The organism is Sporocytophaga myxococcoides (assembly GCF_000775915.1).
Classification (GTDB): domain Bacteria; phylum Bacteroidota; class Bacteroidia; order Cytophagales; family Cytophagaceae; genus Sporocytophaga; species Sporocytophaga myxococcoides_A.
In genome coordinates, this window is the sequence record NZ_BBLT01000007.1 from 21,148 (window position 1) to 36,473 (window position 15,326).

A 15,326-nucleotide genomic window follows, 5' to 3' on the forward strand; every position below is an offset into this window, starting at 1 on the left:
TTTTATTTTTAAAAATGACGAATGGAAAGCTAACTGTCATTGGCAGTGGAGACGCATTTTGCAGCGATGGCAGATTTAATTCCTGTTATTATGTGGAATGGGGTGATAAAAATATACTGCTCGATTGTGGCCCTACATCACTGGCAGCAATAAGAAAATGCTATCTTGATCCTATGGCGGTTGATATCATTGTTATCTCGCACCTTCACGGTGACCATATAGCAGGAATTCCTTTTCTAGTGCTGGAAGCGGATAAAGCAGATAAAAGAAAAAAGCCATTAACGATCATTACACCTCCTGATGGAGAAAGAAGGATTAAAGAGGTTTCTGCACTTTTATATCCTGATGCAATCTCAATGTTTCAGAATCTTGATATTCGTTTTGTTCAATATAACAAAAATGAAGCATTAGAGATTGAAGGCTTTAGGATGAAATTTTTTGAGGTAAGCCATAATCCTTTGGTAAATCCTCATGGATTCAGGATTGAAAAGGATTCTAAAATCCTCGGGTACTCCGGTGATACAGGATGGACAGATAACCTATATCAGATAGCAGACAATGCAGATCTCTTTATCTGTGAATGCAATTTTTATGAAAAAGAGACTTTAACCCATCTTAATTACAAAAAGATAATAGCTGAGCAGCAGAATTTAAAAGCAAAACGCATGCTTTTAACTCACTTTGGAAAAGAAAGTCTGGCTCATTATTCAAAGATTGAGGGAGAAAAAGCAGAAGATGGAAAGTGTATAGCATTCTAGCTTTTAACCTCAGCAGTTCTCGAGATTACATTTTTCATCAGCTGTTTCAAATTCTATGGTAGCATGTTCAATTCCATAGTTTGATAACCTCAGTTTTATAGATTCTTTTATGTGGGCCAGTTCTGAAATCGTTTTTTCAGGAGCTACAATAAGATGGACGGTCAATATGGTGTAAGTTTCATTTAGCCCCCATACATGAAGGTCATGAACATTGTTAATTTCTTTAAAACTTAGCAGGATTTCATTAATCTCATCCATCTTTTTGTCATCAGGAACTGCCTGAAGCAATATTTTAAGGGTTCCTTTAAGATTTCTGAAAGCATTGAATAAAATATATCCTGAAATTCCAATAGATAAAATCGGGTCAAGAACAGGAATAGTCCAGAACTGTAAAACAATACTACCAATCAAGACAGCAACCCATCCGAGAATGTCTTCGATGAAGTGGAGCCTGATTACACGCTCATTCATGCTGTCTCCTTTGCTGAGTCTTAAAAAGGCTATACCGTTGAAAACTACACCAAGAATTGCCAGGATTAGCATGCCTTCCGCATTTACTTCTTCCGGATTAAATAGACGTTCGGTGGCTTTATAGATTATAAAAGCAGAACCCACCAGCAGAATAGTCGCATTTATTAAGGCTGCTAATATTGAAAATCTCTTGTATCCAAAAGAATATGAAGGTGTCCTTTTTTTCTTTGAAAGTTTTTCAAAGTACCATGATAAGCCCAGCGAAAATGAATCTCCGAAGTCATGCACTGCATCGGATATAATTGCAATACTGTTAGTATAAATACCGCCTGCCAGCTCAATAACTGTAAACAGCAGATTGATGAAAAAAGCCATCTTCAGACCACCTTCGGAATCGTGGTGGTGGTGATCATGACCGTGATGATGGTGGCTATGTGAATGTTTGTGCATGGAGAAAAAAGATGGTTCTCTGTATAATTAAAAAGAGCCGGAAAAAATTCCGGCTCCTGTATTCTTATTTTTTAAACCGCTTGTTTTGTTTCTTCATCGTTTTCAGCCTTATCTGCCTTTTTCTGAAGACGCTTAGCTCTTAGGTTTTTTATGATCTTGAAGCCTTTCATTTCTTTCTTCTGATTCGGACTTACAAAGGTGATAAGTAATGCTGGAAGCAAAATTAGATTGGTGAGCATTGCAAAGAACAAGGTTAAAGAAGTAAGCACACCAAGGGCAATTGTTCCTCCAAACTGAGAGAATGAGAAAATTACAAATCCGCCGAAAAGCACCATGGAAGTATAGATCATACTTACACCTGTTTCTTCAAGACTTTTAATTACAGCAGCATAAACATTCCCTTTTAAATTTTTTAATTCTTGTTTAAACTTGCTCAGATAGTGAATGGTACTGTCAATGGATATACCGAAAGCAATACTGAATATCAAAGCCGTACTAGGTTTCAGAGTTATATCGAAGATACCCATAATGCCCGCAGTAATGATCATAGGAACAATATTAGGGATCAATGAAATTATGATCATTCTGATATCGGTGAAGATAAAGGCCATCATCAGAGAGATCAGAATAAAAGCCATAATCAAACTATCTTTCAGGTCATTGATAAGGTATTCATTTCCTTTTAGGAAAAGAAGAGTAGTACCTGTGATATGAGTTTCAAAGTGTTTATCGGCAAATATTTCATCAGCTTTCTTCTGAATTTTATCTTTAATCAGAATATTCATATTGGTTGTACCGATATCTGCCACTTTACAGGTAAAACGTACAAATTGTCCGGTAGAATCTACAAATGACTTTAATGTATTTTCCTCAGATTTTTTACCGAGATATTTTGTGATAAATGGAGCTTCCCTGTTTGTCGGTAATCTGTATTGTTCGGGGTCTCCATTATAGAATGCCTGAACTGCACCTTTTACTACATTTAGAACAGAAAGGGGAGGAGATACATATTCCTGTTCTTTGAGGAAAGTTTCCAACTCTTCCAGTTTTTGCAGATTTGAGATACTCTTAATCCCATTTTTCTTGCCCAGGTCTACTACAATTTCCAAAGGCATTACACCTTTAAAGTTTTGCTCAAAAAATCCGAGGTCAGATTTTACATGACTGTCTTCGGGAAGGTCGTCAACCATGTATGAAACAGCATTTATTTTATTTATCCCCCAGACAGAAACAGCAAGCACTGCGACAGTTCCGATGTAGACCCATTTCCTTTTGTTCATTACCAATCCTTCAAGGAACTGGTTGATCTGTCTGAATAATTTGAAATCAAGATGTTTAAGTTGCTTTTTGCTTGGTTCCGGAAGGAAAAGCAGTAAAGAAGGTATTACGATCAAGGTGATTATAAATGTAGCGACACTGACAATCCCTGCAACCATACCAAATTCTCTGATAATGGATATATCTGTGAAAAGTAGCACGAAGAAACCAACAGCAGTATTGATATTGGTCATAAAAGTCAGAAAGCCGACTTTTTCAATGATCCTGCTGATTGCTTTAATTTTATTGCCATGTTTACGGAATTCCTGATGGTATTTATTAAACATATAAATACAATTGGGAATACTGATAATAATAATCAGAGCTGGCAACATACCCGTGAGCAGAGTAATTTTATATCCCAGGACGACAATAAACCCAAGAGTCCAGAGGACAGTAATCAAGATTACCAGGAATGTAAAGAATACCGCGAAGAATGAGCGGAAGAAAATAAAGAGGAATATACACGTTACCAGTACAGCAAGGCCCAGGAACAGGTTTAATTCATCTTTAACCTTACTAACCATAATTGCCCTTACATAGGGAAGGCCGGCATAATGCATTTTTATACTGGACTCCTCAGAAAATTTCTCAGTCAGGTTGAGAATATTATTTGCGACAACAGTTCTTTTGGCCGAATTAAGAAAGTCTTTATCAATAGTTACAGCAAGAAGGGTTGCACCGGTTTTCTTATTGAAGAGCAGATTTTCATAAACTTTAACACCTTCTGCAGTTTTCAGCAAAGAGTCAAGTTCAGCCTGGCTATTTACAGTTTTAGTGAAAACAGGAGAAATGGCAAATTTTTTATTTACAGTATCCTTTTGAAAATTCATCAGCTCAGGCAAAGCAATGACTCCTGTAACTCCTTCTACTTTTGAAAGATCTTTGGCCAGTTGCTGGTATTTGGCAAAAGTTTCATATTCATAAAGCTTATCGTTTTTTAATCCGATAGCCAGAATGTTTCCATCTTCTCCGAATGTCTTTTGAAATTCCTTAAAGTAAATAAGATCCGGATCGTCGTCTGGAACTACTTTAATAAAATCGTAGGTGATTTCAATCTTTTTTGCCTGGTATCCCATAAACGCAGTGAATAACACTGTAATAAGGAGAAGCCAAACCCTACTTTTAATAATAATAGATGAAAGTTTAGACCACATAAAGTTTACAAAGCTATTTAAGCTTGGTTAATAAAATGAAATATGACTGAAAAAGATTCAGTCTAAAGTTTTTAAATCAATTCAGAATTTAATGAGGCTGAATATGGAGTTTTGCACAAATACCAAAATTTAATCCATCGATTAACATTCGCGCGCCAAAATTAAATCCATTAAATGAAAAAAATAAGGAGAAAATAAAAATAATACCTGAAAGAAAGTAATATTGTTGATTATCAGTGTTGAAAGAGTAATTTTATTTTTTAAAACTGTTGAAAATATTTGTTTGAACATTTATTTTAATATTTATTGAATTGATATGTAACAGTTTATATATTATGCCGTTTTATAATAAACTGACAAAAAAGTGTGATTGAAATAGTCAGAGTTTTTAGTACCATATTCAGTAAATATGGCAAAAAACTTACTTCTGTTTCCTTATTTGCACTATATTTTATTGTTTTACGTAATAGTTCAAGCAGAAAAATTCAATATTAATATGACTAAAGCAGAAATTATTTCAGGAATTGCTGACAAAACAGGACAGGATAAAGCAGAGGTAACTCAGGTTGTAGAGACTTTATTCACTGTTATCAAAGATTCAATGGCAAAAGGTAACGAGATCTCTTTTAGAGGATTTGGTAATTTTATCATCAAGAAAAAGGCTAAGAAAATCGGTAGAAATATATCTAAAAACACCGCAGTTATAATTGATGAGCATTATGCTCCAAAATTTAAGCCTTCAGCTGAGTTTATAGATCTTATTAAATCAAGCAAAAAAGCTTAATTCAGATTTAAAAAATAATTTCAAAATCAGAGTGAATTTTAAATTTGCTCTGATTTTTTTTTAGTTAAAATCGTAAAGGAGTTTTAAGTAAGAACATTTCAGGCAAGCTTCTAACTGTCTATTTTAAAAAATCTATCCTGCCCAGAAATAAGATTTCGTAAATAGACTGAGCTACAGCAGAAAGAGGTTTTTCCATCAGTTCAAGTTTAAAGTTTTCAACAGATTTACCTTCCCAGTACGCATAGTGCATTTCATTTTTGACATGGTTGTCTACCAAAAGTGGTGATTTAAGAAAATCTATCCAGGAAAGATCATGTCTTGAATAAGTATACGCACCAACAGTAACCCCTTTTTTCAATTCTCTTTGGCTAACATGGAAATCATGAGAGTCTTTATAAAGCATTGCATCGTCTTCATTTTCAAATAAAAAAGTCGCAACCAGGCGTGATGGGTATTCATTAAATTTTCTTTTTCGCACGAGCTCCAGATTATGTTCTGTCTGATAACCTCTTAAAAGATTACTCTGAAAAGGACTTATATAGCCGGAGAAATTCTGATTGGGTAAAAACATCAGATTATCTTCCCGATTACTTACAGAAACAAAAGATCCCATCATTAATGCATTGTAATAAGCATAAACATCTTTGGGATTAATCCATACATAAAAATGTTTCGGGTCTTCAGAAGAAAAAAGATTTTCCATAGATTCAATACTAAGAGCTATTATTTTTTCATAAATCATGAAAGTTGATTTCATATGCATTATGAAAAACTCCCTATCTATAAGGCAACTGAATTTTTTCTATTTATGTTTGTGTTTCATTAATTCAAACTTGTCTTCATATTACCATGGTCTCAAAAAACTTTCATTGGATTTTTGTATTGGCTCTGTTATTCATATTTGGGTGTGAAAAGAAGAAACCAAATATTGAGGATAAGGATATATTGCTGGACAGAGCAAATAATGACACCACTGGCGAAAATAAGCTTGAGCTATCTCGTTTAATACCAGGAAAAATTCAAACAGTTAAAACATCAAAGGATTCCCTGCTTAGTTATAGTCTTTACATTCCCAAAAACTATTCAGAATCAAAAGTATATCCCATTGTATACTTTTTCGATCCTCAGGGAAATGGAAATTTACCTGTCGAAAAATATCATCAGCTTGCAGACCAATTCGAGACAATTCTTGCAGGTTCTTACAATTCCAAAAATGGAATAAGCTGGGATAAGATTCAACCTCAGATTATGACAATGATGGAAGATTGTAAGTTTAAATTGTCTATCGACAAAAATAGAATTTACACTTCAGGGTTTTCGGGTGGAGCAAGAGTAGCCAGTGGAATGGCTATTTCAGGAGATGAAATCAAAGGAGTCATCGGATGTGGAGGTGGGTTCCCTGGAAAATCCAATAATATAGGTTATCCATTTGATTATTATGGAATAGTAGGGGAAGAGGATTTTAATCTGGGCGAAATGAGACAATTGGATATGTCTATGAATAATTCCGGAATGACTCATTATATGAGTGAGGTAAAAGGTGGCCATCACTGGCCGGAAGCTGGAGATATGCTATATGCTTTTTTATGGCTAAAAATGAATGCGATGAGGAAAAATGTAATTCCGAAAAATCAATTACTCATTGATTCATTAGCAGATGCGGGAATTTCTGAAATTAACCGGAAGAAGAAAAAGAATGAGCATTACGAGGCTTTATTGGCTTGTAAGAAATGGATAAGTTTCCTGAAAGACCTTAAGTCGGTTGAAGCTTTTAAATCAGAGGGAAATTCTTTGTTTCAATCAGAATCTGTTAAAGCCACATTGGCTGAGATCACCATAATAGAAGAGAAAGAGATGGAGTTGACAAGAAAGTTCTGGTTGGCCTTTGAAAAAGAAGGTATGCAATGGTGGAAAGCCAACTATTCTAAGATTATTACTATGGTACAGAATAACTCGCTTCCAAAAGAAGAGAGAATTATGTACAAGAGAATAAAAGGATTTTTGGGACTTGCGGCTTTCAGCTTTTCCAACTCTGCTATTCAGCAGACTGATTACCCAAAAGCATTGAAGTTTTTACAAATTTACGAACTCGTTGAACCTGAAAACTCTGAACATGCCTATCTTCAAGCTAAAGTATATGCTGCAAAAGGTAATTGGAAGCTGGCTCATTCGAGTTTGAAAAAAGCAATAAGCCTTGGTTTTACAGATGCTTTAAGGGTAGAAGTAGATAAGATTTTTAAAGATGCTCCGGATCAACAGGAGTATAAGTTATTACTTTCCCGCATCAAGTAAAAAGTTTAAAGCTTAAAGTAAAAAGTTGACACTTCCTATAAATTTAGAAGCAGTAAAACGAAGATTTTAATTGTTCTGTTTACTGCTTCTGTCCACTGTTACTGTTCACTGTTCACTGTTTCTAATATTATGCTCCTACCTTTTCTCTGAGGTTTTCAATAAGGCCTTTCCACATATTTTGAAGGTCATTGCTATCAGTGTCTGAATAATCAACGACTTTAAGAAAAGAGGTCTGTGTTATTTCATTTTCCTGAAGAGAGAATTCCAGATAGGAATTATTTTTCTGTGTTTCTGTTTCTTCAGGAGCAAATTCAAATTTTACATATTGGTTGTTTTTCTGGGCTACTTTTTTCGCTTTCTGTAACCTGCCATCCCAGATAAAGTCATAGCGTTTTTCATCTTCAGAAATCACTTTATCAGCAAACCAGGTTTTTAAGCCTAGGGCAGTGCTCAGATAAGGGAAGATCATTTTTGAGGAGGCATTGATTTCAAACTCCGCCGTGTATTTGAATTTGTTTTCCATAATAAAAAGATTCTCAAGGGTTATTGCCCATAATTTGGAGCAAGATAAAAAAGATTTGGTAAAAACTTGCTTTTTGACAAAGGAGTTTGTTACATTTGCACTCCGATTTTGAAACGGCGAGGTAGCTCAGGTGGTTAGAGCGTTGGATTCATAACCCAAAGGTCGGGGGTTCAACTCCCCCCCTCGCTACATAAACTGCAAGAGTAGAGAGCAAGAGAACTTTTAATAAAGAGTCTCTTGCTCTTGCTTATTTTTTTATCCTATAAAAGGAAATTTAATGTTCCCAATCAAAATTATCTCATCACTTAACATTTATATAAGGAGTCAATCAGCACCAACCATTACTTATTGAGTTAAGATGAGCGGAATTTAATTGCAGCAGGACATCTTTATAACGGACAATAATTCTACCTTCCGGAAGCCTAATTTTGAAAAAATATATGATAAAATATATGATAAAATATATGATAAAATATATGATAAAATATACCCTTTTACGGTATTGATATTGGGTTCTTGTTATCAGACCTTTGTTTTGTCTTTCAACCAGTTATTGTACAAGTCTCCATTTTTTTAAAGGTTTAGTTGAACAAAACACAAAGGCTTCTTTTGTAAGAGAAGCCTTAACTTTTTGATGCAAAATGAAATGATTATCTTCTTAAAGTTTCTTTATAACTACTCACCTTACTAACTAGAATCATTTATAATATCAATACTGAGTCATACTTCATTATAGATTCATACTTTTCAAAAGAAGAGCTTCGCTTATTTTAGATGGATAAAGCCCCCATATAATCGAATAAGGTATTCCCTCGCTCATTATTTGTTAATCAATGATATATATAAATATTATAAATACTTAACAGAGTCTTAACAAAATCGGATAAAACCTGTTGGTAACAATCTGAAAATAATTGTAGGATTTTACTCTCAGTAAGTCGGTTGTTTTTCAATTGTTTAATTAGGAGATGAAAAATGGTTGGGAATTTTGTAGTAAATTTTTTTACTCTACTGGTTACTTTTCGCGTGCTTATGGGTATCTACAAAAGATTAAAGAGGACTTAATTTAGATATAATGTAAGGAAATGGATGTATGTTAATCAACAGCATTTCCTTAGAGTAAAATTAAGGTAACCCTATTGAGAGTTGTTCTTTGCTGCTTGTAAAATCCTCAATCCCTAATTGACTTGAAAGTCAATGAAATAATTAGTAGTAGGATAATTACTATAAAGAAATAAATAATTGAAGTAAAAAAATTGTACAATTCAATTGTATGATTTTACTAAATGAAGAAATTAAGAAATGTGTATTGAAAACAATATATAGTTTTAACAGTATGGTCAAATTTGTAAGGTTTTTTATTGTTTTGTCAATTTTATTTTCTTCAGGACTAAAGGCTCAGGACTTATTGGTTTCTGGAGGAAATACAGTGTCAACCATTATTTGTGCTAATGGCTTTGTGTTTACCTGGGGGAATAATGCTGGTGGATCCAACAATGCTCCAATTTTAGGAATCTTAGGTGTAGGATCAACCAATACAATAGAATCCTTTCCTAAAAAGGTAATATTCCCAACCAATGATCCTTATTTTACATCCATTAACTCAGGTATAACTGTAAAGGCAGTTGATGCCGGATCAGGTGCTCACTTTATTGCAGTGGATTGTTATGGTGGTGCCTGGTCATGGGGGAACAATGGAGGAGCTATGGGAATAACAGGAACGGGAAGCACTGCTGCCGGGACTACAGCTCCAGCCCGTGTACTCAGAGGGCAAGCACCTGCATCTTCTAATCCTCTATTGGCAAATTATCTGGTTGATGTGAAATATGTTTCGGGGGGAAATGACAATAGTTACGTGATCTTAAATAATGGTACTGCACTTGGCTGGGGTAGAAATGACAAAGGCCAATTGGCTAATGGAAATTTTACAAATAGTGCGACACCGGTTTATGTCAGAACACCAAATGGTAATCCTTTAACCAATGTAATACAGATAGAAGCAGGTGATGAAACTGCTTATGCTCTTGTTGATCCTGATGGAGATGGTTTGGGTACAGTGTATTCTTGGGGTGCTGGCACAGGTACATATGGAGGTTCCGGAATGTTGGGAAGGAATGCTTTAGGAACAGCTAATAATGGAACCGAAGGTGCAAACGATAACTATGCTCGTCCTGTTCTGAAAAGAGATGGTACCCCTTTAGACGGAATCGTTTCAATTTCTGCAGCTGACGTTATGTGTCTTGCTCTTGATGCTACTGGCTACGTATGGGCATGGGGAAATGATGGATGGGGCTCTATGACTGGACAAGGGGCTACAGTGGGTAACTTCTCTGATCCAAGAAGAGTTGTCGCGGGAGAATGGGGTACAACGGCAGGAGCAGGACTTGGTGAGACTTTTCTTAAAGCAAAAGCTATTTCCGGAGGTCAGGGATATGGCATGGCTGTTACTATTGATGGAAAACCTGTAGCATGGGGGAATAATGGAGCCTGTACAGCAAATTCTGGTGGACATCTGGGAAATGGAGCTACTTCTACCGGCCAGTCTGCGTTTCCAGTGTTTATAAGGAGAAATGCCACTACGGTTGACAACAATGTAGTAAGTATTTCAGATGGAGATACCTGGGGGTTTTATACAACCAGTGATAACAAGATATATACATGGGGAAATAACATGTTTGGACAGTTAGGTTTAAATAATACTAACTGTCAAAGTTATGCAACACAATTTACACTTCCTCCATGCGACTTCCCGGCGCCTAAACCCAAAGCCACTATCACTCCAAGAGATTTTTCCGTATGTCTTTCCAAATGGTCAGGAACTACTTTAAATTCCGGGTTCGTCATTAGTGCTTCACTTGCATCGAGTTATAAAATTACCTGGTACCGAAACGGAACGCAGGTTGCTACAGGAAACGGATCTGCTGTAACTTATAATGCTACTTTGGATGGTACATATCGGGTAAAAGTTGAATATGTAGGATCTGATGCACCTTGTACTCCTTACGAGCCTGCTATTGATGAAATCACGATATCTAAATATCCATTAGATTTTAGTGTGCCAAATGGTTTGACATTCTGTGGAAGCACTGTGTATCTAAAAACTAAAACCGGTAATGGTTTATATGATTGGTATACAGCAGCAACAGGTGGTACTAAATTGGGAACGAGTTATCGCCAGGATAGCGTTGGTGTTCCTAAATCTGCAATTACTGAAAAAGTCGGTACAGATTATTTTGCCTATGTAGAGCAAAAGGGGTATGCAAGTGGGAATACTGGGGAAATTAAACCTTCTACCTGTACATCTGGAAATCAAAGCACAATGAATCCTACAAGTTCTAACACCATGATCAGAGTTTTTTCTGAATCTGTTACAATTGACACAGTAACAATTTATCAGAATTCAGAATACCAAGGATCTGCCAAGAATTATACATGGCAAGTCTGTGTTTATGGAACGAAATTAGTTAACGGAAAACCAATTGCTGATAAAACAAATGTAATTGCTTGCGGAACTGCAGTAACCCGTCCTGGAGTTGATCAGCCTGGAATAGGTCAACTTAAGCTGCCTGTGGGAATAACTCTTCCAGGTTCTAAAACAGGAACAGATTATTGGTTGGGATTTAGTGCAACAACTACTGGAACTGGTATTTATTTCAAATGCAACCCTAACTGGCCAGTATTAGACGATGTTCCTAACGAGGAGTTTCTGAATATGATTAATGTTGACAATTATGGTAACCCTGCAAACTCTCCTGAATGGGGATTATTTGCCAACATCAAATTCCATTCTGAACAAAGATATTGCGACAGGCTACAGGTAAAACTTACTGAAAACTGCCCATGCTCTCAACCTAAAACTGTTGTTGTCAACAAGACCTTTGATAACGATACTACAATGTGTGCTGGTAGCAACCTGGTTATCACTGGGGAATATATTCTAGATGCTGCCAAACCCGTTCAAAATAAGCACAGATATTCCTGGTACAAGAAAGAGGGATCTCTAATTAAAGTTATAACGGCTCCTACTGTTGTGACAACATCTCCGGTTACATTAACATTGAACAATGTTACAGCTGCAGATGAAGGTACCTATTTCTTCAAAGTAGAGGATAGCGATGGAGTTACAAGCATTAGTTCTTGTTTTCTACAGGATTCATTAAAGCTTACTGTAAACGTTCCAAATACACCAGTAACTCCAACTACAAGTCAAATCATCTGTAGCGGTACAAAACCAGTTGCATTTGTAACTCCGGTAGCTGCTGGAGGAGTACCTGGTGCCGGTAAATATCAGTGGTTTGTAAACGGTAAGAAGATTGCAGGGGCGACAGGAAACGGACAAAATTATACATTTGCTTCTCCAGCTGATACAGTATTTAATAATACTTCTGCTGCAAATCTGGTATATACTTATATAAGAAGAGATAGTTCCGGGGTTTGTCCTGCTGTAAACAGCAACCCGGTAACTATTACTGTTATGCCAGAATTAAATCCTGGTACTATTAGTGCAGATCAGGTCATTTGTAAAGGCACTGCACCTGCTGCATTAACTCAGACACCTGCTACCGGAGGCTCAGCTACATACGCATATCAGTGGCAGTCATCAACAACGCCAACCGGTCCATTTACAGATGTGTCAGGTGCAACAAATGCACTTTTTGTACCTCCGGTACTAAATGACTCAATTTATTATACAAGAAAAGTCACAACTACGGCTGGTACTGCCATTTGTACAGCTTATTCTGATACGATAAAAATAGCAATGGTGCCTGATCTTAAAAAGCCAGACATTTCAGCTAATCAGACTATTTGTTATAATACAACTCCGGTTGATCTAAATATCTCTAATCCTCCTAAAGGTGGATTAAAGTCCGGAGATTCTTACTCATATAGATGGGAGTCCAAAACAGATGTTGCAGGCAGTACATGGACCGGACCAATTTCTAATACTCCGGGATATTCATTCACAGGAGTCCTGACTGATACGATGCAGTACAGACTTATAGTAACTGGTAGCTGCGGAACAGTGTCAGTAACTTCAGATCCAGTAACTATAATCGTGCTTCCTGAACTAAAAGGTGGAACCATAGCCGGAGGAGGTACAGTATGTAGCGGAGAAGATCCTGCTGATATTACTAATCTGACTTCTCCAACCGGTGCAAATGGGGCTGGAGATTATAAGTATAGCTGGTCAGTTAACTTAAATGGCACTGGTTTTTCTACACCTGTTGCAGGAGCAGCAAATAGTCCTGTGCCTCCGATTACAAATACAGGAGCTACCGCAATAACTTATTCTGTTAAACGAATTGTAACTTCGGATAAATGCCCTACGCCTACAGCAGAAAGTAATGTGGTTACTTATACTGTAAATCCATCGGTTAAGCCGGGAACTATTGGTGATGATCAGACATTGTGTAGCGGCAACACAATTGATGAATTAATTGAGAAAACGGCTCCAACTGGTGGAGATGGTACGACTTACACCTATCAATGGCAATATTCTCCAACAGGTACGGCCGGATCATTTGTAAATGTATCCGGAGCAGCAACAGGTAGCAGCTTTACACCAGATCCCCAGGCTTCAACCATTTACTTTGCACGTCTGGATAATTCTCCTGGATGTCAGGCTGTACTGACAAACTCAGTTAAAATAACTATTCTTCCAGGAATACTTGCAGGAGAAATAGATTCTGATCAGGATATTTGCAGTGGATCGACACCTGCTTTAATATCTACTGATCCAGCTAATCCTCCATCGAATGTTTCTGCTTCAGCTGTATATACATGGGAAATTTCAAATACTGGTCTTGCTGGTTCATGGGCATCTGCTCCTTCTCAATCAAATGGGTTGACTTACCAATATCCGGGAACTCTGACAGCAGGAACATTATATGTTAGAAAATCAGTATATGACCCGAATGGACCTGCGCTATGTAATACAGCTCAAACAGCTGCAGTTAAGATTACAATAAGGGATATCTTAAAAGCTGGTCAGATTGGATCTAATCAAACCATATGTGAGAATGGTGACCCTGTTGCCTTTACTGAAACTGTAGCTGTAACAGGAGGAAAAGATGATGCTGCATACAAGTATTCCTGGCAGTATTCAACTAATGGAATTAGCTGGACTACTATTAATAATTCAGATAATCCTGTTTATGATCCTGGTGCTTTGAATATCACAACCAGATACAGAAGAGTCGTTAACGATGCTATAGGTTGCGGTCCAGTGAATAGCAATGAAGTGATTGTCACTGTAAATCCAAACCTTACCCCATATGTAAAAATCAGTGACCCACTGGAATCTTGTCAGGGAGAATTGGTTAAGTTTGATTTGATTGATAGTACTAACCTTGGTCTGAATCCGACTTATGAGTGGTCAGTAGGTGGTTCAGTGCAAGGTACTAATAGTCCATCTTTCTCGACTACTTCATTAGCGAATGGAGAAATGGTTTATCTGAGAGTCAAATCATCTGAAAAATGTATTAAACCAGGAACTGATCCAGCCATTTCAAATGCAGTAACTGTTAAAATTTTAAGTAACATTACTCCAAAGATTGTTTTAGCTGACCCTGGTAAAATCTGTGCAGGAACAAGCTATACAGTAATACCTGAAACAGCAAGTGGTGGTGGTGCTAATCCAACTTATCAATGGTTTAAAAATGGTCAACCTGTGGGAGGCGGATTGCTATCCTATAGTGGAGTATTTAATGATGGTGATCAAATCAGTGTTATCATGACTTCAGTTCTTGGATGTGTGGAGCCGGGAACAAATCCTGCGACATCTAACACCATTACAATGCAAGTACTTCCTATTCCTCAACCAAATATTGCCGAGTCTGATGCAACATTCTGTTCAGGTGAGGATACAACCTATACAGCTATTGTAGGTGCCGGAACAACATTAATGTGGTACAAAGATGGTTTCCCAATAAATATCACTACTCCAACATTAACAGTAAATCAGTCAGGTTTGTACTACTTTAAAGAGGATAATGGTGTTTGTCCAAGGTTCTCGGATACTGTAATGGTAAATGTTATTCCTACTCCAGTCGCGAATGCAGGAAATGATATTTATACACTTGAAGGAACCGTGGTAACGCTTAATGGAAGCGGGGGAGCGCTTTATACCTGGACGCCTCCAACAGGACTTAGCGCAATTAATATTGCTAATCCTACACTTACAGCTGCAGATAATATAACGTATATTCTAACTGTTGCAGATGCAACAAATACTTGCCGTTCTTTTGATGAAGTAAGTATATTTGTGGAGAGACCTGTAAGAATTCCGAATGCTTTCACTCCGAACAAAGACGGTAATAACGATACCTGGGAAATTGAAAATATTAACGGATTCCCAAATGTAACATTTGAAGTGTATAACCGTTGGGGAACACTCGTATGGAAGTCAACAGGAAACCTTAAACAATGGGATGGAACAAACTTCCGAAATGGGGAATTACTTCCTGATGGAACATACTTCTATGTGATAGATTTACATAGTGTGATCTTTAAAGATCCGTATTCGGGATATGTTCAGATTTTAAAATAAGTTGAAGGCTTAAAGCGGAAAGCAT

Annotated in this window: 8 protein-coding genes and 1 tRNA gene; 5 read left to right on the forward strand and 4 right to left on the reverse strand. The window is 36.8% G+C overall.

Annotated features, from left to right (window positions below):
* The first annotated feature begins 14 nt into the window (after positions 1 to 14).
* Positions 15 to 758, forward strand: coding sequence for an MBL fold metallo-hydrolase (locus MYP_RS16440; RefSeq protein ID WP_045465688.1), 744 nt, complete (start codon positions 15 to 17; stop codon positions 756 to 758).
* A 9-nt stretch (positions 759 to 767) separates the two neighbouring features.
* Here the strand turns inward: MYP_RS16440 and MYP_RS16445 are convergent, their stop codons facing one another.
* Positions 768 to 1,679, reverse strand: a complete 912-nt coding sequence (locus MYP_RS16445; RefSeq protein ID WP_045465689.1) for a cation diffusion facilitator family transporter — start codon at positions 1,677 to 1,679, stop codon at positions 768 to 770.
* Positions 1,680 to 1,750: 71 nt separating this feature from the next.
* Complete coding sequence (locus MYP_RS16450; protein ID WP_045465691.1) at positions 1,751 to 4,153, reverse strand: efflux RND transporter permease subunit; 2,403 nt, start codon at positions 4,151 to 4,153, stop codon at positions 1,751 to 1,753.
* 496 nt (positions 4,154 to 4,649) lie between these two features.
* Here MYP_RS16450 and MYP_RS16455 point away from each other — a divergent pair, with 496 nt between their 5' ends.
* Positions 4,650 to 4,937, forward strand: a complete 288-nt coding sequence (locus MYP_RS16455; RefSeq protein ID WP_045466192.1) for an HU family DNA-binding protein — start codon at positions 4,650 to 4,652, stop codon at positions 4,935 to 4,937.
* Between the two features lie 118 nt (positions 4,938 to 5,055).
* Here the strand turns inward: MYP_RS16455 and MYP_RS16460 are convergent, their stop codons facing one another.
* Positions 5,056 to 5,640: a hypothetical protein gene (locus tag MYP_RS16460; RefSeq protein ID WP_156140684.1), complete on the reverse strand. Its 585-nt coding sequence runs from the start codon at positions 5,638 to 5,640 to the stop codon at positions 5,056 to 5,058.
* A 146-nt stretch (positions 5,641 to 5,786) separates the two neighbouring features.
* Between MYP_RS16460 and MYP_RS16465 the strand changes: the two genes are divergently transcribed.
* Entirely contained in the window at positions 5,787 to 7,229 is a 1,443-nt protein-coding gene (locus tag MYP_RS16465) for a hypothetical protein (protein ID WP_045465696.1), read from the forward strand.
* 127 nt (positions 7,230 to 7,356) lie between these two features.
* Here the strand turns inward: MYP_RS16465 and MYP_RS16470 are convergent, their stop codons facing one another.
* Positions 7,357 to 7,752: an START-like domain-containing protein gene (locus MYP_RS16470; protein ID WP_045465699.1), complete on the reverse strand. Its 396-nt coding sequence runs from the start codon at positions 7,750 to 7,752 to the stop codon at positions 7,357 to 7,359.
* A 115-nt stretch (positions 7,753 to 7,867) separates the two neighbouring features.
* Between MYP_RS16470 and MYP_RS16475 the strand changes: the two genes are divergently transcribed.
* A tRNA-Met gene (locus MYP_RS16475) sits at positions 7,868 to 7,941 on the forward strand.
* Positions 7,942 to 9,088: 1,147 nt separating this feature from the next.
* On the forward strand, positions 9,089 to 15,301 hold the full coding sequence (locus MYP_RS16480) for a T9SS C-terminal target domain-containing protein (RefSeq protein ID WP_045465702.1): 6,213 nt from the start codon (positions 9,089 to 9,091) through the stop codon (positions 15,299 to 15,301).
* The last annotated feature ends 25 nt before the right edge of the window (positions 15,302 to 15,326 follow it).